The 25,079-nt window shown below is 61.8% G+C and carries 26 protein-coding genes and 2 tRNA genes; 25 read left to right on the forward strand and 3 right to left on the reverse strand.

Annotated features, from left to right (window positions below):
* Positions 1-10: 10 nt before the first annotated feature.
* The 3 genes from gmk to QY917_RS00900 all read left to right on the forward strand — a co-directional run bounded on the left by gmk (position 11) and on the right by QY917_RS00900 (position 3,216).
* A complete protein-coding gene (gmk, locus tag QY917_RS00890) occupies positions 11-631 on the forward strand; it encodes a guanylate kinase (protein ID WP_011804388.1) in 621 nt (206 codons plus the stop codon).
* A 15-nt stretch (positions 632-646) separates the two neighbouring features.
* Positions 647-850: a DNA-directed RNA polymerase subunit omega gene (gene rpoZ / locus QY917_RS00895; protein WP_011804389.1), complete on the forward strand. Its 204-nt coding sequence runs from the start codon at positions 647-649 to the stop codon at positions 848-850.
* 101 nt (positions 851-951) lie between these two features.
* Positions 952-3,216: a bifunctional (p)ppGpp synthetase/guanosine-3',5'-bis(diphosphate) 3'-pyrophosphohydrolase gene (locus tag QY917_RS00900; RefSeq protein WP_047350016.1), complete on the forward strand. Its 2,265-nt coding sequence runs from the start codon at positions 952-954 to the stop codon at positions 3,214-3,216.
* 13 nt (positions 3,217-3,229) lie between these two features.
* Here QY917_RS00900 and greB read toward each other — a convergent pair whose 3' ends face one another.
* From greB to QY917_RS00915, 3 genes are all read right to left on the reverse strand, one after another.
* Positions 3,230-3,790, reverse strand: coding sequence for a transcription elongation factor GreB (gene greB / locus QY917_RS00905; protein ID WP_123675099.1), 561 nt, complete (start codon positions 3,788-3,790; stop codon positions 3,230-3,232).
* 78 nt (positions 3,791-3,868) lie between these two features.
* A tRNA-Arg gene (locus tag QY917_RS00910) sits at positions 3,869-3,945 on the reverse strand.
* Positions 3,946-4,086: 141 nt separating this feature from the next.
* Positions 4,087-4,359: a hypothetical protein gene (locus QY917_RS00915; protein ID WP_015912605.1), complete on the reverse strand. Its 273-nt coding sequence runs from the start codon at positions 4,357-4,359 to the stop codon at positions 4,087-4,089.
* Between the two features lie 248 nt (positions 4,360-4,607).
* Here QY917_RS00915 and rpsO point away from each other — a divergent pair, with 248 nt between their 5' ends.
* The 22 genes from rpsO (at position 4,608) to QY917_RS01025 (ending at position 25,076) form a co-directional block, all read left to right on the forward strand.
* On the forward strand, positions 4,608-4,874 hold the full coding sequence (gene rpsO / locus QY917_RS00920) for a 30S ribosomal protein S15 (RefSeq protein WP_011804393.1): 267 nt from the start codon (positions 4,608-4,610) through the stop codon (positions 4,872-4,874).
* Positions 4,875-5,089: 215 nt separating this feature from the next.
* A complete protein-coding gene (pnp, locus tag QY917_RS00925) occupies positions 5,090-7,273 on the forward strand; it encodes a polyribonucleotide nucleotidyltransferase (protein WP_088887489.1) in 2,184 nt (727 codons plus the stop codon).
* Between the two features lie 99 nt (positions 7,274-7,372).
* The gene (locus tag QY917_RS00930) at positions 7,373-8,377 is read left to right on the forward strand and encodes an NAD(P)H-quinone oxidoreductase (RefSeq protein WP_047350020.1); all 1,005 of its coding nucleotides are present in this window, start codon (positions 7,373-7,375) and stop codon (positions 8,375-8,377) included.
* The gene (gene tpiA, locus QY917_RS00935) at positions 8,374-9,126 is read left to right on the forward strand and encodes a triose-phosphate isomerase (protein WP_088888593.1); all 753 of its coding nucleotides are present in this window, start codon (positions 8,374-8,376) and stop codon (positions 9,124-9,126) included. Before QY917_RS00930 ends, tpiA begins: the two co-directional genes overlap by 4 nt.
* A 38-nt stretch (positions 9,127-9,164) precedes the next feature.
* On the forward strand, positions 9,165-9,545 hold the full coding sequence (secG, locus tag QY917_RS00940) for a preprotein translocase subunit SecG (protein WP_015912609.1): 381 nt from the start codon (positions 9,165-9,167) through the stop codon (positions 9,543-9,545).
* Positions 9,546-9,673: 128 nt separating this feature from the next.
* A tRNA-Leu gene (locus tag QY917_RS00945) sits at positions 9,674-9,758 on the forward strand.
* Positions 9,759-9,834: 76 nt separating this feature from the next.
* On the forward strand, positions 9,835-10,194 hold the full coding sequence (locus tag QY917_RS00950; RefSeq protein ID WP_011804398.1) for an NADH-quinone oxidoreductase subunit A: 360 nt from the start codon (positions 9,835-9,837) through the stop codon (positions 10,192-10,194).
* A gap of 24 nt (positions 10,195-10,218) precedes the next feature.
* On the forward strand, positions 10,219-10,698 hold the full coding sequence (locus QY917_RS00955; protein ID WP_011804399.1) for an NADH-quinone oxidoreductase subunit B family protein: 480 nt from the start codon (positions 10,219-10,221) through the stop codon (positions 10,696-10,698).
* A 10-nt stretch (positions 10,699-10,708) separates the two neighbouring features.
* A complete protein-coding gene (locus QY917_RS00960) occupies positions 10,709-11,317 on the forward strand; it encodes an NADH-quinone oxidoreductase subunit C (protein ID WP_015912611.1) in 609 nt (202 codons plus the stop codon).
* A gap of 26 nt (positions 11,318-11,343) precedes the next feature.
* On the forward strand, positions 11,344-12,597 hold the full coding sequence (locus tag QY917_RS00965; protein ID WP_011804401.1) for an NADH-quinone oxidoreductase subunit D: 1,254 nt from the start codon (positions 11,344-11,346) through the stop codon (positions 12,595-12,597).
* Entirely contained in the window at positions 12,594-13,085 is a 492-nt protein-coding gene (nuoE, locus tag QY917_RS00970; RefSeq protein ID WP_011804402.1) for an NADH-quinone oxidoreductase subunit NuoE, read from the forward strand. Before QY917_RS00965 ends, nuoE begins: the two co-directional genes overlap by 4 nt.
* A complete protein-coding gene (nuoF, locus tag QY917_RS00975) occupies positions 13,082-14,443 on the forward strand; it encodes an NADH-quinone oxidoreductase subunit NuoF (RefSeq protein WP_123675100.1) in 1,362 nt (453 codons plus the stop codon). Before nuoE ends, nuoF begins: the two co-directional genes overlap by 4 nt.
* Positions 14,444-14,458: 15 nt before the next feature.
* Positions 14,459-16,591, forward strand: a complete 2,133-nt coding sequence (gene nuoG, locus QY917_RS00980; RefSeq protein ID WP_123675101.1) for an NADH-quinone oxidoreductase subunit NuoG — start codon at positions 14,459-14,461, stop codon at positions 16,589-16,591.
* Positions 16,588-17,664, forward strand: coding sequence for an NADH-quinone oxidoreductase subunit NuoH (gene nuoH / locus QY917_RS00985; protein ID WP_088887486.1), 1,077 nt, complete (start codon positions 16,588-16,590; stop codon positions 17,662-17,664). The genes nuoG and nuoH overlap by 4 nt, the downstream gene beginning before the upstream one ends.
* Before the next feature lie 12 nt (positions 17,665-17,676).
* Complete coding sequence (nuoI, locus tag QY917_RS00990; protein WP_015912615.1) at positions 17,677-18,189, forward strand: NADH-quinone oxidoreductase subunit NuoI; 513 nt, start codon at positions 17,677-17,679, stop codon at positions 18,187-18,189.
* Positions 18,190-18,233: 44 nt separating this feature from the next.
* The gene (locus QY917_RS00995) at positions 18,234-18,899 is read left to right on the forward strand and encodes an NADH-quinone oxidoreductase subunit J (RefSeq protein WP_015912616.1); all 666 of its coding nucleotides are present in this window, start codon (positions 18,234-18,236) and stop codon (positions 18,897-18,899) included.
* On the forward strand, positions 18,896-19,204 hold the full coding sequence (nuoK, locus tag QY917_RS01000; protein WP_015912617.1) for an NADH-quinone oxidoreductase subunit NuoK: 309 nt from the start codon (positions 18,896-18,898) through the stop codon (positions 19,202-19,204). Before QY917_RS00995 ends, nuoK begins: the two co-directional genes overlap by 4 nt.
* A gap of 33 nt (positions 19,205-19,237) precedes the next feature.
* Positions 19,238-21,253, forward strand: coding sequence for an NADH-quinone oxidoreductase subunit L (gene nuoL / locus QY917_RS01005; protein WP_123675102.1), 2,016 nt, complete (start codon positions 19,238-19,240; stop codon positions 21,251-21,253).
* A gap of 13 nt (positions 21,254-21,266) precedes the next feature.
* A complete protein-coding gene (locus QY917_RS01010) occupies positions 21,267-22,742 on the forward strand; it encodes an NADH-quinone oxidoreductase subunit M (RefSeq protein WP_015912619.1) in 1,476 nt (491 codons plus the stop codon).
* A gap of 24 nt (positions 22,743-22,766) precedes the next feature.
* Complete coding sequence (gene nuoN, locus QY917_RS01015; protein WP_015912620.1) at positions 22,767-24,260, forward strand: NADH-quinone oxidoreductase subunit NuoN; 1,494 nt, start codon at positions 22,767-22,769, stop codon at positions 24,258-24,260.
* A gap of 18 nt (positions 24,261-24,278) precedes the next feature.
* Positions 24,279-24,602, forward strand: a complete 324-nt coding sequence (locus QY917_RS01020; RefSeq protein ID WP_015912621.1) for a DUF2818 family protein — start codon at positions 24,279-24,281, stop codon at positions 24,600-24,602.
* 12 nt (positions 24,603-24,614) lie between these two features.
* Positions 24,615-25,076, forward strand: coding sequence for a DUF1178 family protein (locus QY917_RS01025; RefSeq protein WP_302078247.1), 462 nt, complete (start codon positions 24,615-24,617; stop codon positions 25,074-25,076).
* The last annotated feature ends 3 nt before the right edge of the window (positions 25,077-25,079 follow it).

The raw sequence follows: 25,079 nt of genomic DNA on the forward strand, positions 1-25,079 counted from the left end.
CACACTCCATATGGACTATCCCGGAAATTTGTTTGTAGTCTCTGCCCCCAGCGGGGCGGGTAAATCCAGCTTGGTCAAGGCCCTGCTGGAGCTGGACTCGCATGTGCAGCCCTCCGTGTCGCACACGACCCGCGCGCCGCGCGGGCAGGAAAAGCACGGCCGCGAGTACTTCTTCGCTTCCGAGCAGGAGTTCGACGCGATGGTGGCGGCTAACGGCTTCGTCGAGTGGGCGAACGTCCATGGACGCCGTTATGGAACCTCCCGCAAGGTGATCGAGGAGCGCGTGGCCCAGGGGGCGGACGTGGTCTTGGAAATCGACTTTCAGGGCGCGCTGCAGATCAAGCAGGCCTTCGCGAACGCCGTGCTGGTCTTTGTGCTGCCGCCCAGCTGGGACGAGTTGCGCGCCCGGCTGGAACGCCGGGGCGAAGATGCGCCTGACGTGATCGACCTGCGCCTGGAGAACGCGGCAGAGGAAATGGCGCAGGCCAGCAAATTCGACTTCGTTATAATCAATGAGGTCTTTGAGCGAGCGCTTTTCGACCTGAAAACCATCGTTCATGCCCAGCGTCTCAAGTACGCCGCCCAGCGCCGCGCCCGGGCCGAAACCTTCGAGTCGCTCAATATTCCCTGATCCCTGGAGAACACCATGGCCCGCATTACCGTGGAAGACTGCCTCGAGCAGATTCCCAACCGTTTTCAACTGGTGCTCGCCGCCACCTACCGTGCCCGCATGCTCAGCCAGGGCCACGCCCCCAAGATCGAGAGCCGCAACAAGCCAGCCGTGACGGCACTGCGCGAAATCGCCGCTGGCAAGGTCGGCCTGGAAATGCTCAAGAAGGTTCCGGGCTGAGCGATCGTCAGCCTCCGGTGATCCCGGTAAAAGAGCACCGCGTGGCGGTGCTTTTTTTTGCCTGCGCTTGCCGCTCGGGCGGGGCGCGCTACATTTAAGCCATGAACGTCGTGTTGAACAAGGCAGCTGTTGACAATCCGCAGGCCGTCCCTGTGGCGGTTGACAGTTCTTCTGCTGCGGCCGCCAACGCCGCGGCGGCGAGCTTTGCTGCGCTGCTGGAAAAACTCGACTACCTTGACGAAACCAGCGTCGAGCAGGTGCGCCAAGCGTACCGTTACGCCGATGAAGCGCACTTGGGGCAGTTGCGCAGCAGTGGCGAGCCCTACATCACGCACCCGATTGCCGTGGCGGCGCTGTGCGCGAGCTGGAAGCTGGATGTCCAGGCCCTCATGGCAGCCTTGCTGCACGACGCCATGGAAGATTGCGGCATCACCAAGTCCGATCTCATCGACCGGTTTGGTGCGCCTGTTGCGGAACTGGTGGATGGTCTCACCAAACTCGATAAGCTGCAGTTCAATACCCGTGAGGAGAACCAGGCCGAGTCGTTTCGCAAGATGCTGCTGGCCATGGCACGCGACGTGCGCGTCATCCTCATCAAGCTGGCGGACCGCACGCACAATATGCGCACGCTCTCCGACATGCCGCGCAGCAAGTGGGGTCGCATTTCGTCGGAGACGCTGGAGATCTATGCGCCCATCGCGCATCGGTTAGGGCTGAACCAGACCTACCGCGAACTGCAGGACCTCGCCTTTCGCCACCTGCATCCATGGCGCTATGCCACGCTGTCCAAAGCGGTCACGAAGTCGCGCAACCGACGCCGCGACATCGTGCAGAAGGTGCAGACGGAAGTGGATGCCGCATTTGCGCGGCTGGGCATGCACGTGCGGCTGGCGGGGCGTGAGAAGACACTCTTTGCGATCTACCAGAAGATGATCACCAAGCACCTGAGCTTTGCGCAGGTGACGGATCTCTATGGCTTCCGTGTCATCGTGCATTCGGTGACGGACTGCTATACCGCCTTGGGTGTGTTGCACCAGATGTACAAACCGGTGCCCGGCAAGTTCAAGGACCATATCGCCATTGGCAAGCTCAATGGCTATCAGTCGCTGCATACGACGCTGGTGGGACCTGCTGGCCTGAATATCGAGTTTCAGGTTCGCACCGAGGAAATGCACATCGTGGCGGAAGCGGGTGTGGCGGCGCACTGGCTCTACAAGGCGAAAGATGCGGATGGCGCGGTGGCAGAACGCCTGGGCACCAAATGGCTGCAGTCTTTGCTCGACATCCAGAATGAAACGCGCGACGCGGCCGAATTCTGGGACCACGTCAAGGTGGACCTATTCCCAGATGCCGTCTATGTCTTCACGCCCAAGAGCCAGATCATGGCCTTGCCCCGCGGAGCCACGGCGGTGGACTTTGCCTATGCGATCCACAGCGACGTGGGCGACCGCACCACGGCGGCGCGCATCAACAACGAACAGGTGCCCCTGCGCACCGAACTCAAGAACGGGGATGTGGTGGAAATCGTTACCACACAGGGCGCCCGGCCCAACCCCGCTTGGCTGGGGTTCGTGCGCACTGGGCGAGCGCGTTCCAAGATTCGCCACTATCTCAAGACGCTGGCGCAGAACGAGTCGGCGGGCCTGGGCGAGAAACTGCTGACTCAGGCGCTGCGCGCCGAGGGCATTGAACAACTGCCTGACGTGCAGACCCAAGCGCCCATTTGGGAAAAACTGCTGCGCTTTACGGGCAATCGCAGCCGCGCGGAACTCATGACCGATGTGGGACTGGGCAAGCGCATTGCCGGCATCGTGGCCAAGCGCCTGGTCGTGTTGCTATCGGAAGACGGCCAGCGGCCGGATGCATTGCTGCTGACCCGCGAGCGCTACAGCTCCCATGAAACAGTCTCGCAAGGGAGCATCACCCTCGACGGCAGCGAGAATGCATCTGTTCAATATGCAGCGTGTTGCCGCCCGGTGCCGGGCGATCCCATCGTGGGATACCTGGGCCGCGGCGAGGGCCTGGTGGTCCATCACGCGCAATGCGGGGTAGCCAAGAAACTGCAGCACAAAGATGGCGAGCGCTTCATTGCCGTCGACTGGTCCGATGAGCCTACCCGCCAATTCGAGACCGGTATCACCGTGACCGTGACCAATGGCAAGGGGGTACTGGCTCGCATCGCATCCGAATTTGCCAACTCAGAGGCAGATATCGTCCGTGTGGACATGGACGATGCGATGGACACCACTGATCTGCGTTTTGTGGCAGCGGTGCGTGATCAACACCATGTAGAGGCCGTGTTGCGCAATCTGCGCCGCACGCATTCCGTATTGCGAGCGTTCCGCGTGCTTCCCCAGCCCGCTTGAGGGCCTGGGTTCGTCACCGAGGCGCCGCGACGGGGTATTCGACACGCAGGATTTCCAGGGTACGTAGGCCGGCGGGAGTCTGCAGGGTCACTTCGTCTCCCTCCCGGGCTTTGAGCAGCGCGCGCGCCACGGGAGAAATCCAGCTGATCTGCTGCAGGCTGTTGTCGGCTTCGTCAATGCCCAGAATCGTCACCGTGCGCTCCACGCCGTCCTCCTCGGCGTAGGTGACCGTGGCGCCGAAGAAGACTTGGTCACTGCCCGCGTGTACCGATGGGTCCACGACATCCGCGATTTCCAGCCGTTTCGTCAGGAAACGGATGCGCCTGTCGATCTCGCGCAGCCTTTTCTTGCCGTACAGGTAGTCGCCGTTCTCCGAACGGTCTCCGTTGCTGGCTGCCCAATGGACAATTTCTACCACCTTGGGGCGCTCATCATCGATAAGGCCCAGCAACTCGCTGCGAAGGCGCGCATATCCCTGGGGTGTGATGTAGTTCTTGCCGGGCCCCACGGGCGCCTGCGGGGGGAGGGACGGTTCGTCGTCGGTATCGGTTTCCTTGGTGAATGCCTTGCTCATATGCTTATCGTGCCTGAAAGGGAGCAAATGCCAAAAACGAAAAAGCCCTGGAACCTTGCAGTTCCAGGGCTTACCGTTTGGTGCGGCTGGCAGGAATCGAACCCACGACCCCTTGGTTCGTAGCCAAGTACTCTATCCAGCTGAGCTACAGCCGCTAAGCTTTGAATTATAGCACGAAGTTTTCAAGCTATATCAAAAATCGTCACTGGCTAATTAATCAGTCGATCAGCGCATTGTGACGATGGCGTGATTGTAGCGGAGTTTTCGCCCGGTTTTGCGAAATCGCTCGATGTTGCTCACTTGCGTGTGTAGCCCAGGCAGGCGCCTGCGTTGGGCATGCCCTTGCACTCCCGGTAGAGGCGCCGGTCGCGCTCTGCCTGGCTTTCGCCGGAATGGTTCTGCGTGTGCTTGATCCGGATAGCTTTGGACCTCTTCGAAGCGCTGGCTGCCTTCTCGGGTGTGGCTGCGGCATGGCTGTGAAGTGACGCAAAGGACAACAAGAGCGCGGCCACGCCGACACCCACTGGCAGGGAAAGAGACCGGCGGACAAACGTATCCATGAAGCGCATAGTGGTCTTTCAAAAGGGGTTGCAACGTTTTGCAGTACGGTTTGCATCATGCCCGAAAGCCCGTTGCACAGGGGTTGGACGGCGGCGAAGAAGTGGGGAGAAGCGCAGCGGTATAATCGCAAGGTTTTGCATGGTGCAAGACGCACGCTGTCGACCCCTTCCAGTCGTGGCGCAAGTACAACCAGAGCCATAGGCAGTTGGTGCAGCAATGCGGCTGCCTGCTTGGGCTCTTCTATCAAGGAAAAAACATGATCGCATCATCCGTCAAGGCCGAAGTCGTCAAGGCCAATGCCCGTTCCGCCAACGATACGGGCAGCCCGGAAGTCCAGGTGGCACTGCTCACCGCCCGCATCAACGAGCTGACTCCTCACTTCAAGCAGCATGCTAAGGACCATCATGGCCGCCGTGGTCTGCTGCGCATGGTGAGCCGTCGTCGCAAGCTGCTGGACTACCTCAAGGCCAAGGACGCCGACCGTTACACGGCACTGATCGCCAAGCTGGGCCTGCGCAAGTAAGCGCGCCGGCATGCCGAGACGCCTGGGTTAGCTCTGTCTAGCTCAGGCGTTTTTTACTTCGGAGACGCAACTGCAGAGCGAAGCTGTGTCATTCCAGGGGCCTTGCCTTCCGATGGGCAGGGCAGGGTCGCTGGAATGGCATCGTGTTCTGAATTGCGCTCCAAGCCTTGCTGGTACAGCGTTGCCAGCTATTATTTTGAGAGCAAGGAGTCATTATGAGCATTTTTAACAAGGTCACCAAGTCGTTCCAGTGGGGTGACAAGACCGTTGTCATGGAAACGGGTGAGATCGCCCGCCAGGCCTCAGGCGCCGTGCTGGTGAACATTGACGACACCGTAGTGCTCGCTACCGTGGTGGGGTCCAAGCAGGCCAAGCCTGGCCAGGACTTCTTCCCGCTGACGGTGGACTACATCGAGAAGACCTACGCCGCCGGCAAGATCCCCGGCAGCTTCTTCAAGCGCGAGGCCAAGCCCAGCGAGTTGGAGACGCTGACCAGCCGCCTGATCGATCGCCCGATCCGCCCGCTGTTCCCCGAGGGCTTCTACAACGAGGTGCATGTGGTCATCCACACCATCTCGCTGAACCCCGAAGTGGACGCTGACATCGCCGCCATGATCGCCGTGAGCGCAGCGCTGTCCGTTTCCGGTATTCCGTTCAATGGCCCCATCGGCGCCGCACGCGTGGGCTACGTCAATGGCGAATACGTGCTGAACCCCGGGCAGACCGCGCGCAAGAGCTCGCAGCTGGACCTGGTGGTGGCGGGCACCGAGGCCGCTGTGCTGATGGTGGAGTCCGAAGCGCAGCAGTTGTCCGAAGAGATCATGCTGGGCGCCGTGGTGTTCGGCCACGAGCAGGGCAAGGTGGCGATCAACGCCATCCATGAGCTGGTGCGCGACGCTGGCAAGCCCGTGTGGGACTGGCAGCCGCCTGCCAAGGACGAGACTTTCATCGCCAAGGTCACGGCCCTGGCAGAGGACAAGCTGCGCGCGGCTTACCAGATCCGCAGCAAGCAGGCCCGCACCCAGGCCTTGCGCGAGGCATCGGCCTCGGTGCTGGAATCGCTGAAGGGCGAGGGCGTGGAGTTCGACGCCGTGAAGGTCGAGGCCCTGCTGTTCGACATCGAAGCCAAGATCGTGCGCAGCCAGATCCTGGCCGGCGAGCCCCGCATCGACGGCCGCGACACGCGCACCGTGCGCCCCATCGAGATCCGCAACTCCGTGCTGCCCCGCACCCACGGCTCCGCCCTGTTCACGCGTGGCGAGACCCAGGCGCTGGTGGTGTCCACGCTGGGCACCGAGCGCGATGCGCAGCGCATCGACGCACTGGCCGGCGAGTTCGAAGACCGTTTCATCTTCCACTACAACATGCCTCCCTTCGCCACGGGTGAAGTGGGCCGCATGGGCTCGACCAAACGCCGCGAAATCGGCCACGGCCGCCTGGCCAAGCGCGCCCTGGTGGCCTGCCTGCCGAGCAAGGACGAGTTCCCCTACACCATCCGCGTGGTGTCGGAGATCACCGAATCCAACGGCTCCTCGTCCATGGCATCGGTCTGCGGCGGCTGCCTGTCGCTGATGGATGCCGGCGTGCCCATGAAGGCGCACGTGGCCGGCATCGCCATGGGCCTGATCAAGGAAGACAACCGCTTCGCCGTGCTGACCGACATCCTGGGCGATGAGGACCACCTGGGCGACATGGACTTCAAGGTGGCCGGTACGACCAACGGCATCACCGCCCTGCAGATGGACATCAAGATCCAGGGCATCACCAAGGAAATCATGCAGGTCGCCCTGGCGCAGGCCAAGGAAGCACGTATGCACATCCTGGGCAAGATGCAGGAAGCCATGGGTGAAGCCAAGACCGAGATCTCATCCTTCGCGCCCAAGCTCTACACGATGAAGATCAACCCCGAGAAGATCCGCGACGTGATCGGCAAGGGCGGCGCCACCATCCGTGCCCTGACGGACGAGACCGGCTGCCAGATCAACATCGAGGAAGACGGCACCATCACCATCGCAGCCACCGAGGCTGCCAAGGCTGATGAAGCCAAGCGCCGCATCGAAGAGATCACGGCTGAGGTTGAAGTGGGCAAGATCTACGAAGGCCCTGTCACCAAGATCCTGGACTTCGGCGCGTTGATCAACCTGCTGCCCGGCAAGGACGGCCTGCTGCACATCAGCCAGATCGCCCACGAGCGTGTGGAAAAGGTCGGCGACTACCTGCAGGAAGGTCAGATCGTGAAGGTCAAGGTGCTGGAGACCGACGACAAGGGCCGCGTCAAGCTGTCCATGAAGGCGCTGGCTGACCGCCCCGCCGGCGACAGCGGCCGTCCCGCCCCTGCGGAGCGGGGCGAGCGTCGTGAGCGCCGTGATGGCGGTGCTTCCGAGCAACAGCAGCAGTAAGCCGGGGGTGTTCCTTCGGGAATACCTGTTTGCTATTGAAATGAGAGCTGCTAACGCCCGATGGACGGGCGCTAGCGGCTCAAATGATTCAAAACTGCCATGAATGACGTGATGCAGGCCGTAGAGATTGCGGCGTTTGGCCCGCCTGAGGGGCTGCGTCTCGCCGAGCGCCCGGTGCCGCAGCCGGGAGACGGCGAGTTGTTGATCCGCGTGGCGGCCAGCGGGGTGAACCGCCCCGACGTGCTGCAGCGCAAGGGCAACTACGCGCCACCCGCGGGCGTCTCCGATCTGCCGGGGCTGGAAGTGGCGGGCGTTGTCGAGTCCGGCGATGCCGCCGCCATGGCGCAGGCGGGCCTTCGCGTGGGCGACCGGGTGTGCGCTTTGGTTGCGGGCGGCGGTTATGCGCAGTGGTGCGTCGCGCCTGTTGCGCAATGCCTGCCGGTGCCGCAGGGCTTGAGCGACGTGGAGGCGGCCTCGCTGCCGGAAACCTTCTTTACCGTCTGGAGCAATGTGTTCGACCGCGGCCGCCTGCAGGCGGGAGAGGTCCTGCTGGTGCAGGGCGGCAGTAGCGGCATTGGCGTTACGGCTATTCAGTTGGCGCGTGCACGCGGCGCCACGGTCATCGTCACGGCGGGTTCGGACGAAAAGTGCGCAGCCTGCCTGGCGCTGGGTGCGCACCACGCGATCAACTACAAGACGCAGGATTTCGTGGCCGAGGCGCGGCGCCTTACCGATGGGCGCGGCGTGGACGTAGTGCTGGACATGGTGGCCGGCTCCTACGTGGCGCGCGAGGTTGAGTGCCTGGCCGAGGACGGCCGCGTGGTCATCATCGCGGTGCAGGGCGGGCTGGATGCGCAGTTCAATGCGGGGCTGGTGCTGCGCAGGCGGCTGACCATCACGGGCTCCACGCTGAGGCCGCGTCCCGTGGCGTTCAAGGGCGCCATTGCGCAGGCATTGCGTGAGCATGTCTGGCCGCTGCTGGCGTCGGGCGCGGTGAAGCCGGTCATCCACAGCACTTTCCCGGCCGCGCATGCCGCGCAGGCGCATGCGCTGATGGAATCCAACCAGCACGTGGGCAAGATTGTTTTGACATGGACGACATGACACAGAAAAAGAAACTCATTGCCGGCAACTGGAAGATGAACGGCAGCCTGCAGGCCAATGCGGCGCTGTTGCAGGCGCTACGCGACGGCTTGGGTGTGCCCGGCTGTGGCGTGGCGGTGGCCGTGCCGGCGCCCTACCTGGCGCAGGTGCAGGCCTTGGTCGCGGGCAGCGAAATCGCTCTGGCCGCCCAGGATGTGTCGCAGCATGAAAGGGGCGCGTTCACCGGCGAGGTCTCTGTGAGTATGTTGCGCGACTTTGGTGCACGCTACGCGCTTGTGGGGCACTCCGAGCGTCGCCAATACCATGGCGAAACCGATGCCGTGGTCGCGGCCAAGGCCCAGCGGGCGCTCTCGGGCGGCGTCACGCCGATCGTATGCGTGGGAGAAACTCTGGCCGAGCGCGAGGCGGGCCAGACCGAGACCGTCGTCAAGCGCCAACTGGCGGCTGTGATCCATGCCGTGGGGCACTGCGTGAGCGAGATCGTGGTGGCCTACGAGCCTGTCTGGGCCATCGGCACCGGTCGCACGGCAACGCCAGAGCAGGCGCAGCAGGTGCATGCGGTACTGCGCGCTCAGCTCGCCGCCGCGACCGAGAGCGCGGATCGCGTGCTCATCCTGTATGGCGGCAGCATGAATGCTGCCAACGCAGCCGAACTGCTGGCGCAGCCGGATATCGATGGGGGCCTGGTGGGCGGTGCGTCGCTCAAGGCCGCGGATTTCTTGAAAATTATCGCTGCAGCGCATAGCTGACAAGCGCTGGTAGCTATTAAATTAGGAGTGATGGGATTATGGGACTGGTTGTGAACGTGATTCTGGCGGTGCAGATGCTGACCGCCCTCGGGATGATTGGGTTGATCCTGATCCAGCACGGTAAGGGTGCGGACATGGGGGCAGCCTTCGGTAGTGGCAGTTCCGGCAGCTTGTTTGGGGCCAGCGGCAGCGCCAACTTCCTTTCGCGCACCACGGCGGTCCTGGCGACGGTGTTCTTCGTGGCAACCCTGGCATTGGCATACTTTGGCAACCAGCGTCCGGTGAGCACTGGTAGTGTTCTGGAGACGCCCGCAGCCGCTGTCCCCGCCTCGACGGCGCCTGCGGTCGATGCCTCTGCGGCGGCCCCAGCGCCGGCGGTGGAGCCTGCCTCCGGCGCCGCTCAGATCCCGACCAAGTGAACGTTTGAGGCGTCGCAAAAAAACGCCTCATCCGTTTGTGACAGGGTTTTTCCGGGGTAGAATCCCGGATTGTCTGGAAAGCCAAAACCGTTATTTCCGGTCCTCATGCCATCCAGATGCATACAGCAGCCGTCGTGGTGAAATTGGTAGACACGCTATCTTGAGGGGGTAGTGGCGAAAGCTGTGCGAGTTCGAGTCTCGCCGACGGCACCAATCACAAGAAGCCGCCTCCCTGGTCCGCGTTGCGGGGCATGCGAGGCGGTTTTTCAGCGGTGAGCACATCTGCCAGATGAACCTCGATCAATACCTCCCTGTCCTATTGTTCATTCTGGTCGGCATCGGTGTCGGTGTGGTGCCGCTTCTTCTGGGCTATGTGCTTGGCCCCAATCGCCCGGATCCGGCGAAAAACTCCCCTTATGAGTGCGGCTTCGAGGCATTTGAAGACGCGCGTATGAAGTTCGACGTGCGCTACTACCTGGTGGCCATCCTCTTCATTCTGTTCGACCTGGAAATTGCCTTCCTCTTCCCTTGGGCGGTGACTCTGCAAGAGGTGGGGGTGACGGGCTTTGTCGCTGTGCTGGTTTTCCTGGCCATCCTCGTGGTGGGCTTTGCCTACGAATGGAAAAAAGGCGCCCTCAACTGGGAATGAGCCGCCGCTCAAAGGAATGACGCAATGATTGAAGGTGTGATGAAGGAAGGCTTCATCACCACGAGTTATGACTCCGTGGTGAACTGGGCCAAGACCGGATCCCTTTGGCCCATGACCTTCGGACTGGCCTGCTGCGCTGTCGAGATGATGCATGCTGCCGCCGCACGTTATGACCTGGGGCGTTTTGGCGCGGAAGTGTTCCGGGCGAGCCCGCGACAGTCGGACCTGATGATCGTGGCCGGCACGCTGTGCAACAAGATGGCGCCCGCTCTGCGCAAGGTGTACGACCAAATGGCCGAGCCGCGCTGGGTCATCTCCATGGGCTCTTGTGCCAACGGCGGGGGTTACTACCACTACAGCTATTCGGTGGTGCGTGGCTGTGATCGCATCGTCCCTGTGGATGTGTATGTTCCCGGCTGTCCTCCGACGGCCGAGGCGCTGATCTACGGGATCATTCAGCTGCAGCAGAAGATCCGCCGCACCCACACCATTGCGCGCGCCTGAAGGGACGAAGATGACTGCTATTGCCATTCACCCCGAGAGCCTGCGGGACGTGGTTGCCTCCGCTCTGGGTGACCGCGTGCGCCAGATCTCGGTGGCGCTGGATGAGGTGACCGTGGTGGTGTCCGCTGCGCGCTATCTCGAAGCCATGCAAATCCTGCGCGATGCGCCCGATTGCAAGTTCGAGCAATTGATTGATCTGTGCGGCGTCGACTATTCTGCCTATGGCGCCACGGGCTCGGAAGGACCGCGCTACGCCGTGGTTTCCCATTTGCTGTCCGTTTCCCTCAACCAGCGGTTGCGCGTGAAGGTGTTCTGCTCCGACGACGACTTCCCCATCGTCGCCTCGGTTACCGACATCTGGAACTCGGCCAACTGGTTTGAGCGCGAGGCATTCGATCTGTTCGGCATCGTGTTTGATGGGCACAACGATCTGCGCCGCATCCTGACCGATTACGGATTCATCGGCCACCCGTTCCGCAAGGATTTCCCCTTGTCCGGCCATGTCGAGATGCGCTATGACGCCGACCAGCGTCGCGTGATCTATGAGCCCGTGACCATCGAGCCGCGCGAAGTGACGCCGCGCATCATCCGCGAAGACAAGTACGGAGGCCTGCACTGAGGCGGCGTGCCGCTTGGTGATCGACCATGGCTGAAATCAAGAACTACTCCCTGAACTTCGGACCGCAGCACCCGGCAGCACACGGCGTGCTGCGCTTGGTGCTGGAACTGGATGGCGAGGTCGTACAACGGGCCGACCCGCACATCGGGCTGTTGCACCGTGCCACCGAAAAGCTGGCAGAGCACAAGACCTACATCCAGTCCTTGCCCTACATGGACCGTCTCGATTACGTGTCCATGATGTGCAACGAGCAGGCCTACTGCTTGGCCATCGAGAAGATGCTGGGCATCGAGGTGCCACTGCGCGCGAAGTACATCCGAACGATGTTCGGCGAAATCACGCGCCTGCTGAACCACCTGATGTGGCTGGGTTCGCACGGTAACGACTGCGGCAGCTCCACGATCCTCATCTATACCTTCCGTGAGCGGGAGGACTTGTTCGACATGTACGAGGCCGTTTCTGGCGCTCGCATGCACGCTGCCTACTTTCGTCCGGGAGGCGTGTACCGGGACCTGCCGGACAGCATGGCCCAGTACAAGGTCAGCAAGATCAAGAACGCCAAGGCTATCGAGGAGCTCAACCGTAACCGCCAGGGTTCGCTGCTGGATTTCATCGACGATTTCACGCAGCGCTTCCCCAAGTGCGTAGACGAGTATGAGACCCTGCTGACGGACAACCGGATCTGGAAGCAGCGTACGGTGGGCATCGGCGTAGTGCCGGCTGAGCGCGCCTTGAACCTGGGCATGACCGGTCCGATGCTGCGCGGCTCGGGCATTGCGTGGGACCTGCGCAAGAAGCAACCCTACGACGCCTATGACCGCGTGGACTTCGATGTGCCGGTCGGGGTCACGGGCGATAGCTATGACCGCTATCTCGTTCGCGTGCAAGAGATGCGCGAGTCCAATCGCATCATCAAGCAGTGCGTCGATTGGCTCAGGGCCAACCCCGGCCCCGTCATCACGGACAACCACAAGATCGCGCCGCCCTCGCGCGAGGCCATGAAGTCCAACATGGAAGAGCTGATCCACCATTTCAAGCTCTTCACGGAAGGCTTCCGCGTGCCGGCGGGCGAGGCTTACGCGGCCGTTGAGCACCCCAAGGGGGAGTTCGGTATCTACATGGTGAGCGACGGTGCGAACAAGCCCTACCGCCTGAAGATCCGCGCACCCGGGTTCGCGCATCTGGCCACACTCGACGAAATGGCGCGGGGCCACATGCTGGCCGACGCCGTGGCCATCATCGGCACCATGGATATCGTGTTCGGAGAGATTGACCGATGATTACCGAAGCGACCAAGCAACGTTTTGCCCGCGAAGTGGCGAAATACCCCGCAGACCAGAAACAGTCGGCGGTGATGGCGTGCCTGTCCATCGTCCAGCAGGAACAGGGCTGGGTCAGCGCCGAGAGCGAGGCCGTGATCGCCGAGTACCTGGGCATGCCCCAGATCGCCGTGCATGAGGTCACCACGTTCTACAACATGTACAACCAGCAGCCGGTGGGCAAGTACAAGCTGGCCGTCTGCACCAATTTGCCGTGTCAGCTGCGCCGTGGGCAGGATGCGCTGCACCACCTTGAGAAGAAGCTGGGCATTTCCATGGGCGAAACCACCGCCGATGGCCTTTTCACCTTGCAGCAATGCGAATGCCTGGGGGCCTGCGCCGACGCGCCCGTGATGCTGGTCAATGACCGCAACATGTGCAGTTTCATGGACGACGACAAGCTCGACCAGATGGTGGATGGCCTGCGCGCTGCGGAGGGCAAACAATGACCACGGCTGCACAAGTGCTGTCGCAATTTCAGGCGACGGGCGTACAGACCTGCTTCCATGACCGCCATATCAATCCGCAGATCTATGCGGGCTTGAACGGCAGCAACTGGAGCCTCAAGGATTACGAGGCCCGGGGAGGCTACCAGGCCCTGGGCAAGCTGCTGGGCAAGGATGGTGGTGAAGGCCTGACCCAGGACCAGGTGATCGCCACCATGAAGGAATCCGGTCTGCGCGGGCGTGGTGGTGCGGGCTTCCCGACTGGCCTGAAGTGGAGCTTCATGCCGCGTCAGTTCCCTGGCCAGAAATACTTGGTCTGCAATTCCGACGAGGGGGAGCCGGGCACGTGCAAGGATCGCGACATCCTGATGTACAACCCGCACATCGTGATCGAGGGCATGATCATCGCGGCCTACGCGATGGGCATCTCTGTGGGCTACAACTACATCCACGGCGAGATCTTCCAGGTCTACGAGCGCTTTGAAGCGGCGTTGGAAGAGGCGCGCGCTGCAGGCTATCTGGGTGACAACATCCTGGGCAGCAGCTTCAGCTTCCAACTGCATGCGCACCATGGCTTTGGGGCGTATATCTGCGGTGAGGAAACCGCGTTGCTGGAATCGCTGGAAGGCAAGAAGGGCCAGCCGCGCTTCAAGCCGCCATTCCCGGCCAGCTTTGGCCTGTACGGCAAACCCACCACGATCAACAACACCGAGACGTTCGCCGCGGTGCCGTGGATCATCCGCAATGGCGGTCAGGCTTACCTTGAGTGCGGCAAGCCCAACAACGGCGGCACCAAGATCTTCTCGGTGTCCGGCGACGTAGAGCGTCCAGGCAACTATGAAGTGCCCTTGGGCACGCCATTTGCCAAGCTGCTGGAACTGGCGGGTGGCGTGCGCAAGGGTCGCCAGCTCAAGGCGGTGATTCCGGGCGGTTCTTCCGCTCCCGTGTTGCCGGCGTCCATCATCATGGAATGCACGATGGACTACGACTCCATCGCCAAGGCCGGCTCCATGCTGGGCTCGGGCGCCGTGATCGTGATGGACGATTCCCGCAACATGGTGGAGAGCCTGCTGCGCCTGTCGTATTTCTACGCGCATGAATCCTGCGGTCAGTGCACACCCTGCCGTGAAGGCACGGGCTGGATGTGGCGCGTGATCAATCGTATCCAGCACGAAGCCGGGCGGGAGAGCGATCTGGACCTGCTCAATTCCGTCGCGGACAACATTCAGGGCCGGACCATCTGCGCGCTGGGCGATGCGGCAGCCATGCCGGTGCGCGCCATGCTCAAGCATTTCCGTCCGGAGTTTGAAGCGCTGATCCGAAACGCCCACCCATCGGGTTCCACCCCCGCCAGCGCCTGAACGCGAGTACAGCATATGGTTGAAATCGAACTGGACGGGAAGAAGGTAGAAGTCACCGAAGGCTGCATGGTGATGCATGCGGCCGAGAAGGTGGGTACCTACATTCCCCATTTCTGCTACCACAAGAAGCTTTCCATTGCCGCCAATTGCCGCATGTGCCTGGTGGAGGTGGAGAAGGCCCCCAAACCCCTGCCAGCATGCGCCACACCCGTGACGCAGGGCATGATCGTGCGCACCAAGAGCGACAAGGCGATCAAGGCCCAGCAATCGGTGATGGAGTTCCTGCTCATCAATCACCCGCTGGACTGCCCCATCTGCGACCAGGGCGGCGAATGCCAGTTGCAGGATCTGGCCGTAGGTTATGGCGGCGATTCCTCGCGCTACGGCGAGGAAAAGCGCGTGGTGGCGCACAAGGACGTGGGCCCACTGATCTCCATGGAAGAGATGACCCGCTGCATCCATTGCACGCGTTGTGTTCGTTTCGGCCAGGAAATCGCCGGCGTGATGGAACTCGGCATGGTGAACCGTGGCGAGCATTCGGAGATCACGACCGTGATCGGCGATACCGTCGACTCGGAACTGTCGGGCAACATGATCGACCTGTGCCCGGTGGGGGCGCTGACCAGCAAGCCCTTCCGCTACAGCGCCCGCACGTGGGAACTTTCTCGCCGCAAATCCGTGAGTCCGCACGACTCCACGGGCGCCAATATCATTGTGCAGGTCAAGAACCACAAGGTCATGCGCGTCGTCCCGTTCGAGAACGAGGATGTCAACGAGTGCTGGATTGCTGACCGCGACCGTTTTTCCTATGAGGCATTGAATTCCCCCGACCGCCTGACACGTCCCATGCTCAAACAGGGCGGGGAGTGGAAGGAAGTCGATTGGCAGACGGCTCTGGAATATGTGGCCAACGGTCTGCGGTGCGTCAAAACCGAGCACGGCGCCCAGAGCATCGGAGCGCTGGTAAGCCCGCACAGCACAGTAGAAGAGTTGTTCCTGGCCGGCGCGCTGGTGCGCGGGTTGGGTAGCGACAACATCGACCACCGTCTGCGCCATGCGGAGTTCGGCAAGGCCGAAGGTGTGCGCTGGCTGGGGACGTCCATCGCATCCCTGAGCACGCTGCAGTCCGTGTTGGTCGTTGGATCGAATCTGCGCAAGGACCATCCCTTGTTTGCACAGCGAATTCGGCAGGCAGCGCGCCATGGGTGTGCGGTAAACGCTATTAATTCAGTAGCGAGTGATTGGGCTATTCCGAATGTCCGCACCAAGCTGGCCCCAGCGGCCGGCTGGAGCACGGCGCTGGCGGAAGTCGCAGCCGCCATCGCTGCAGAGAAGGGCGTGGCTGCCCCCGTGCAAGGGGCTGCCACCAGCGAAGAAGCCCGGGCCATTGCTGCTGCATTGCTGACGGGGGAGCGCAAAGCCATTCTGCTGGGCAATGGTGCTGCCCATCATGCCCAAGCGTCCAGCCTGCTGGCGCTGGCGCAGTGGATCGGTGCCCAGACCGGAGCGACGGTGGGTTACCTGACGGAGGCCGCCAATACGGTCGGTGCGCAGTTCGTGGGTGCGCAACCTCAAGAGGGCGGGCTGAACGCTGCACAAATGCTGGATGGCCGCCTGAAGGCAGCCCTGCTGCTGAATGTGGAGCCTGAGCACGACTCCGCCTTGGGTGCTGCAGCGGCTCAAGCTTTGGCGCAGACCGACATGGTCGTCACGCTGAGCCCGTTCAAGACCAACCTCGAGTTCAGCGACGTGCTGCTGCCGATCGCTCCGTTCTCCGAGACCTCGGGTAGTTTCGTCAACGCCGAAGGGCGCCTGCAGAGCTTCCATGCCGTGGTCAAGCCGGCCGGCGAGGCGCGTCCTGCGTGGAAGGTATTGCGCGTGCTGGGCAATCTGCTCGGGCTGGAAGGCATGGACTACGAGACGTCCCAGGACGTGCTGGTCCGTGCGACCGGCAAGCCCGCAGGTGAGTGCACGCTGCTGCCGGCGGAGCGCCTGAGCAACGCCACATCGGCCGAGCCGAAGCTGGGCGGCGAGTGTGCTGAACCCGTCGTGGCAGCCATCTATCAGCTCGACAGCCTGGTGCGCCGCGCACCGTCGCTGCAACTGACTGCCGACGCGCGCGCGGCACGTGAAGGAGTCGCCGCATGATCGATGCAATCTACAACGGCGGCCTCAATCTGGTTGCCGCCGGATGGTGGACCGGGGTGGCTTGGCCCGTACTCTGGATCCTGATCAAGATCGTCTGCATCGTGGGCCCCCTGATGGGTGCCGTGGCCTACCTGACGCTGTGGGAGCGCAAGCTGCTGGGCTTCATGCAGGTGCGCATGGGCCCCAACCGCGTGGGCCCCTTCGGTTTGCTGCAACCTCTGGCTGACGGTCTGAAATTGCTCTCGAAGGAGTTGATCCAGCCCACGGCCGCGGCCAAGGGCTTGTTCTACCTCGGCCCGGTCATGGCCATCATGCCTGCCCTGGCGGCCTGGGTGGCGATTCCCTTCGGGCCCGATGTAGCGCTTGCCAACGTCAATGCGGGTCTGTTGCTGATCATGGCCATCACCTCCATCGAGGTCTACGGCGTGATCATTGCGGGGTGGGCGTCCAACTCCAAGTACGCCTTTCTGGGCGCGCTGCGTGCGTCTGCGCAGATGGTGAGCTACGAAATTGCCATGGGTTTCTGCTTCCTGGTCGTCATCATGGTATCGGGCAGCATGAACCTGACCGAGATCGTGCTGGGCCAAGGGCAGGGCACGATGGCGGCCATGGGCCTGAACTTCCTGTCGTGGAATTGGCTGCCCCTGCTGCCCATCTTCTTGGTCTACCTGATCTCGGGCGTGGCCGAAGTGAACCGCCACCCGTTTGACGTGGTGGAAGGTGAGGCGGAAATCGTCGCCGGTCACATGGTCGAGTATTCAGGCATGGGTTTCGCCATCTTCTTCCTGGCCGAATACGCCAGCATGTGGCTGGTTTCCATCCTGGCGGTGGTGATGTTCCTGGGCGGCTGGCTGCCGCCGATCGAAGCCCTGGGCTTCGTTCCGGGCTGGATCTGGCTGGGCATCAAGACGTTCCTGGTGGTATCCATGTTCATTTGGATTCGTGCCACGTTCCCGCGCTTCCGCTATGACCAGATCATGCGTCTGGGTTGGAAGATCTTTATTCCGGTCACGCTGGTATGGCTGTTGATCGTGGGCGCCTGGTTGCTGTCGCCCTGGAACATCTGGAAATAAGCGGGGACATCCATGGCTGCTGTTGCTGCTCCTGCATCCTTTTCAATCAAGGATTTCTTCAAGAGCTTCATGCTCTGGGAACTGGCGAAGGGCATGGCCCTGACCGGTCGCTATACCTTCCGACGCAAGGTCACTGTGCAGTTCCCCGAGGAGAAGACGCCGTTGTCGCCGCGCTTTCGCGGCCTGCACGCGCTGCGCCGTTACGACAACGGCGAAGAGCGCTGCATTGCCTGCAAGCTGTGCGAAGCGGTGTGCCCGGCGCTGGCCATCACCATCGAGTCGGACGTGCGTGAGGACGGTTCGCGCCGTACCACCCGTTATGACATCGACCTGACCAAGTGCATTTTTTGTGGCTTTTGCGAAGAGAGCTGCCCGGTGGATTCCATCGTGGAGACGCAGATCTTCGAATACCACGGCGAGAAGCGCGGTGATCTGTACTTCACCAAGGACATGCTGCTGGCCGTGGGCGACCGCTACGAGCCCGAGATCGCAGCCGCCAAGGCGGCGGACGCCAAGTACCGTTGATCGGGTTGCCTCACCGCACCTGACTTTTTGAAAAGACCCGATTCATGGACGCCAAAACCGGTTTCTTCTACTTGTTCTCGGTAGTGCTGCTATACGCGGCCTTCCGGGTCATCACGGCGCGCAACCCCGTGCATGCCGTGCTGCATCTGATTCTTGCCTTCTCGCAGGCCGCCGGCGTGTGGTTTCTGCTGAAGGCGGAATTCCTCGCCATCACGCTGGTGCTCGTCTACCTGGGCGCCGTGATGGTGCTGTTCCTCTTTGTCGTGATGATGCTGGACATCCGCATCGATACCGTGCGACGCGGTTTCTGGAAGCACTTTCCTTTGGCGGCATTCATCGGTGCCCTGGTGGCATTCGAGATGGCCGCGGTGCTCATGACTGGTTTTCGCGGCATCGAAGAGCCCAAGGCCGTTGAAGTGCTGGTGAATGCTGCGGGGCAGGTGGTGCCTTACTCGAACACCAAAGCCTTGGGCAAACTGCTCTACACAGAGTACCTGTACCCCGTTGAAGTGGCTGCGGTGATCCTGCTGGTGGCCATGATTGCAGCCATCGCCCTGACCTTGCGCCAGCGCAAGGACTCCAAGGCCATTGACCCTTCGGAGCAGGTGCGCGTGCGTGCCCGTGATCGCCTTGTCATGGTCCAGTTGCCCGTCACGCAGCAGGCCGCTGCGCCAGCAGTTCCCGAGTCTGCAGAGGAGAAGAAGCAATGACATTGACTCTGGGTCACTTTCTCTCGCTAGGCGCCATGCTGTTCGCCCTGGCGGTGATTGGCATCTTCCTGAACCGTAAGAACCTCATCGTCCTGCTCATGGCGATCGAACTGATGCTGCTCGCGGTCAACATCAACTTCGTGGCGTTTTCTCATTACCTGGGCGATATGCACGGTCAGGTATTCGTGTTCTTCATCCTCACGGTGGCGGCTGCTGAGTCCGCCATTGGCCTGGCCATCCTGGTGCTGCTGTTCCGTAACAAGACCAGCATTGATGCGGAAGATCTCAACACCCTCAAGGGTTGATGGGTCGCCCCGGTACTTGCAAGGTTCTCAAGAATGAGTCAAACCCTTTCTGCTTCGACGCTGCTGGCGGTGCCCCTGGCGCCGCTCGTCGGCTCCGTGCTTGCGGGCATCTTTGGCACGGCCTTCGGCGGCAACTGGTTCGGTCGCCGTGCTTCCCATTCGCTCACCATCCTGGGGGTGTTGGTCGCCTTCGTGCTCTCGGCGATGACGCTCAAGAGCGTGGCTGTGGATGGCGCCCGTTTCAACGAGACCATCTATACGTGGATGGTGGTGGGCGGTCTGAAGATGGAGGTGGGCTTCCTCATCGACAGCCTCACCGCCATGATGATGTGCGTGGTGACCTTCGTCTCCTTGATGGTGCACATCTACACCATCGGCTACATGGAGGAGGACGAAGGCTATAACCGTTTCTTTGCCTACATCTCGCTGTTCACGTTCTCCATGCTCATGCTTGTCATGAGCAACAACCTGCTGCAACTGTTCTTTGGCTGGGAGGCGGTGGGCTTGGTGTCCTACCTGCTGATCGGCTTCTGGTTCAACAAACAGTCGGCGATCTTCGCCAACATGAAGGCCTTCCTGGTCAACCGCGTCGGCGACTTCGGCTTCATCCTTGGCATTGGCTTGATCGCTGCCTACGCGGGCACCTTCAACTACAGCGAGATCTTCGCCAAGTCGGGCGAACTGGGCGCGATTGGCTTCCCCGGCACCGACTGGATGCTGATCACCGTGATCTGCATCTGCCTGTTCATCGGCGCGATGGGCAAGTCTGCTCAGTTCCCGCTGCACGTGTGGCTGCCCGACTCGATGGAAGGCCCGACACCGATTTCGGCGCTGATTCACGCGGCCACCATGGTGACGGCCGGCATTTTCATGGTGTCGCGCATGTCGCCGCTGTTTGAGTTGTCGGATACCGCGCTGAACTTCATTCTGGTGATCGGCGCGATCACCGCACTGTTCATGGGTTTCTTGGGCATCATCCAGAACGACATCAAGCGGGTGGTGGCGTATTCCACGCTGTCGCAGCTGGGTTACATGACCGTGGCCCTGGGCGCATCGGCCTATTCGGTGGCCGTCTTCCACCTGATGACGCATGCGTTCTTCAAGGCCTTGCTGTTCCTGGGCGCCGGCTCGGTGATCATGGGCATGCACCACAACCAGGACATCCGCTGGATGGGAGGCGTACGCAAGTACATGCCCATCACTTGGATTACCTCGCTGTTGGGATCTCTGGCCCTGATCGGCACGCCGCTGTTCTCAGGCTTCTATTCCAAGGACAGCATCATCGAGGCGGTGCATGCCAGCACGCTGCCGGCTGCGGGCTTCGCCCATTTCGCCGTACTGGCCGGCGTGTTCGTGACGGCGTTCTACTCCTTCCGTATGTATTTCCTTGTGTTCCACGGCAAGGAGCGCTACGACCAGAATCCCGATGCGCACCACGGCGGCCACCATGGCCACGATGACCATCATGAGCCGCATGAGTCCCCGTGGGTGGTGACCGTCCCGCTGATTCTGTTGGCCATTCCCTCCGTGCTGATCGGCTTCATGACCATCCAGCCGATGCTGTTTGGCGATTTCTTCAAGGACGTGATCTTCGTGGACGCCGCCAAGCACCCCGCGATGGCGGAACTGGCGGAGATCTTCCACGGTCCGTTGGCCATGGCTCTGCACGGCCTGCAGACGGCACCATTCTGGCTGGCACTGGCTGGCGTCGCGATGGCGTACTACATGTACATGGTCAACCCGGCGCTGCCCGCGGCCATCAAGCGTATGTTCCAGCCGATCTATACCTTGTTCGAAAACAAGTATTACCTCGACTGGATCAACGAGAACATCATCGCACGTGGTGCCCGTGGCCTGGGCATTGCCCTGTGGAAGGGCGGCGACCAAGGCGTGATCGACGGAGCACTCGTGAACGGCTCGTGGAAGCTCGTGGGACGTATCGCAGGCCTGGTGCGCTGGCTCCAGTCGGGCTATGTCTACCACTATGCGCTGGTGATGATCCTGGGTGTGTTCGCGCTCATGACTTATTTCGTCTGGCTCAACAAGTAGGAGAAAAAAGAAAATGGGTTTGTTGAGTCTTGCCATCTGGGTGCCCATTGCTTTCGGCACCCTTCTGCTGGCCTTGGGGCGCGACGAGCATGCACGCATGGTCCGCTGGCTGGCGCTCATCGGCGCGCTGCTGGGTTTGGCCGTCACGCTCCCGCTCATGGGCGGCTTCGACAACGGCAGCGCGGCTGCACAGTTTGTCGAAAAGTCCATGTGGATCGAGCGCTTCAACGTCTACTACCACCTGGGTGTGGACGGCATCGCTTTCTGGTTCGTGCCGCTGACGGCGTTCATCACCGTCATCGTTGTGATTGCCTCCTGGGAATCGATCACCGAGCGGGTGAATCAGTACATGGGGGCGTTCCTGATCCTTTCGGGTCTGATGGTCGGCGTCTTCAGCGCCATGGACGGCATGCTGTTCTACGTGTTCTTCGAGGCCACGCTGATCCCCATGTACCTGATCATCGGTATCTGGGGCGGGCCGAACAAGATTTATGCGGCTTTCAAGTTTTTCCTGTACACGCTGCTGGGCTCGCTGCTCACGCTGATTGCGTTCATCTACCTGTACAACCAGTCGGGCGGCAGCTTTGACATCGCTACGTGGCACAAGCTGCCCCTGTCGGCTACTGCGCAAACCCTGCTGTTCTTTGCCTTCTTCGCGGCGTTTGCCGTGAAGGTGCCTATGTGGCCGGTGCATACCTGGCTGCCCGATGTGCACGTGGAAGCGCCCACGGGCGGCTCCGCAGTGCTGGCCGCCATCATGCTGAAGCTGGGCGCGTATGGTTTCCTGCGCTTCTCGCTGCCGATCGCACCAGACGCTTCGCGCGAATGGGCGTGGCTGATGATCACCCTGTCGCTGGTGGCTGTGATCTACGTGGGGCTGGTGGCCATGGTGCAAAAGGACATGAAGAAACTCGTGGCCTACTCGTCGGTTGCGCACATGGGCTTTGTCACGCTGGGCTTCTTCGTCTTCAATGACATGGGTGTCTCGGGTGGCCTGGTCCAGATGATTGCGCACGGCTTCGTGTCCGGCGCCATGTTCCTGTGCATTGGCGTGCTGTACGACCGCGTGCATTCGCGCGAGATCGCTTCCTATGGCGGCGTGGTCAACACCATGCCCAAGTTCGCGGCCTTTGCGCTGCTGTTCACCATGGCCAATTGCGGGCTGCCGGCTACGGCGGGCTTCGTCGGTGAATGGATGGTCATCATCGCCGCCGTGAAATTCGATTTTTGGGTCGGCCTTGGCGCGGCGTTGGCGTTGATCCTGGGCGCCAGCTATTCGCTGTGGATGTACAAGCGCGTCTACCTGGGCCCCGTCACGAACGACAACGTGCGCGGCCTGACGGATATTGGCGGGCGAGAATTCCTTGTGCTGGGGTTGCTGGCGATTGCCGTGCTGTACATGGGCGTCTATCCCAAGCCGTTCACGGACGTGATGGATGTGTCCGTGGCAGAGTTGCTCAAGCATGTTGCGCAATCCAAGCTCAACTGACCAGACTGAACCGAGAGATACGAGATGATTGACAACATCAGCTGGCTGGCGATTTATCCCGAGATCGTGCTGCTGGTCATGGCTTGCGTGATTGCCCTGGTGGATCTGGGCGTCAGCAGCGCGCGCCGCACGGGAACCTACGTGCTCACCATGCTCACCCTGGCGGTGGTGGCGGCGCTCCAGGCCATGTACGCGAGCAGTGGCAACACCTTCTATGCCTGGGGCAACATGGTTGTCAGCGATGCCATGGGCAATTGGCTCAAGTGCTTCGCGACCGTGGCCGTGATGGTCCTGCTCGTTTATGGCCGTCCCTATGCCGCGGACCGCGACATGCTGCGTGGTGGTGAGTTGTTCACGCTGACCATGCTCGCTCTGCTGGGGATGTTTGTGCTGATCTCGGCCAACAACTTCCTGCTGATCTATCTGGGTCTGGAACTGCTCACGCTCTCCAGCTATGCCCTGGTGGCCCTGCGGCGCGACAACACCACGGCCACCGAGGCCGCGATGAAATATTTCGTACTGGGTGCCATGGCCAGCGGCTTCCTGCTGTATGGCCTGTCCATGCTCTACGGCGCCACCGGTTCGCTGGACATCGGCCAGGTATTCAAGGCCATCAACGCGGGGCAGATCCGTCACCAGGTACTGGTGTTCGGTCTGGTGTTCGTGGTCGCCGGGCTGGCTTTCAAGATGGGCGTGGTTCCGTTCCATATGTGGGTGCCTGACGTGTACCAGGGCGCGCCTACGGCCGTGACGCTGTTCATCGGTAGCGCACCCAAGCTGGCCGCGTTCGCCATGACCATCCGCCTCCTGGTGGACGGCCTGTTGCCGCTGGCCATCGACTGGCAGCAGATGCTCGCGGTACTGGCCATCGGGTCGCTGCTGGTGGGTAACCTGGCTGCGATCATGCAGACCAATCTCAAGCGCATGCTGGCGTACTCGACGATCTCGCAGATGGCATTCGTGCTACTGGGCCTGATGTCGGGTGTGGTGCATGGCAACGTGGACGCCACCGCTGTGGAGAACGCCTACAGCTCCGCCATGTTCTACGTGGTGACCTATGTGCTCACCACGTTGGCGGCCTTCGGTGTGATCCTGCTGTTGGCGCGCGAAGGTTTTGAAAGCGAAGAAATTTCCGACCTGGCCGGTCTGAACCAGCGCAGCCCGCTGTACGCAGGCGTGATGGCCGTGTGTCTGTTCTCGATGGCCGGCATTCCGCCGCTGGTCGGTTTCTATGCCAAGCTGGCCGTGCTGCAAGCGCTGGTCGCGTCCGGCCAGGTACTGCACATCGCCTTGGCGGTATTCGCCGTCATGATGTCGTTGATCGGCGCGTTCTACTACCTCCGCGTGGTGAAGGTGATGTACTTCGACGCACCATTGACTGCTACCAGCGTGTCCGCACCGTTGGACGTGCGTGTGGTGCTGACCATCAATGGCGCTCTGGTCCTGGTCCTGGGACTGCTGCCGGGTGGGCTCATGGCCCTGTGCGCCGATGCCATCGTGCGCGCCCTCGCCACCTGACCGGGCGCCGCGGCTGCCATGACCCAGACGGGGGCCATCTGGCTGGTAATTTTGGCCGCCCTTGTGGCGGCCAATCTCCCTTTCATCAATGACCGGTGGCTGGTCGTCGGCGCACGCGCCCGGGAAGGCAAACCCTTCTTCGTCCGCGCGCTGGAATTGGTGTTGCTGTACTTCCTGGTCGGTGGTCTGGCGTTGGCGCTCGAGAAACGGGCAGGGCAGATTGCGCCCCAGGGCTGGGAGTTCTACGCGGTCACCGGGGCGTTGTTCGTGACGCTGGCATTTCCGGGGTTCGTCTACCGCTACCTGATGCGTCGCCGCGACCGCAGCGCCGCCGAGGACTGATGAGGGTTGGCCTTGAAGGTACTCGACCTGCTGTGTTCGCTCGACCACACGTTTGAAGGCTGGTTTGCGAGTGAGGGCGACTTTCACAGCCAGCAGGCACGTGGCCTGGTGCAGTGTCCGATGTGCGGAGACTCGCAGGTGCGCAAGGGGGTCAGCGCTCCCCGGTTGAACCTGAGCACCGGGGCCTCCACATCGCGGGAGGCCGCTGCGACGGCTCCCGCTCCCGTTCCGCCAGAGGGGGTATCCGCCGCCTTTCAGGCCACATGGCTTGCCGTGGCGCGCCGGGTCATGGCGCAGACCGAGGACGTGGGAGACCGCTTCGCATCCGAGGCACGCCGCATGCACTACGGCGAGACGGAAGAGCGCGGCATACGCGGCCAAGCGACGCCCCAGGAAACCGCCGAGCTGCTGGATGAGGGTATTGCAGTGCTGCCGCTGGTGTTGCCGCAGGCAGCGAAAGAGCCTCTGCACTAGGGT

The sequence above is a fragment of the Diaphorobacter sp. C33 genome, assembly GCF_030503915.1.
GTDB lineage: Bacteria > Pseudomonadota > Gammaproteobacteria > Burkholderiales > Burkholderiaceae_C > Diaphorobacter > Diaphorobacter nitroreducens.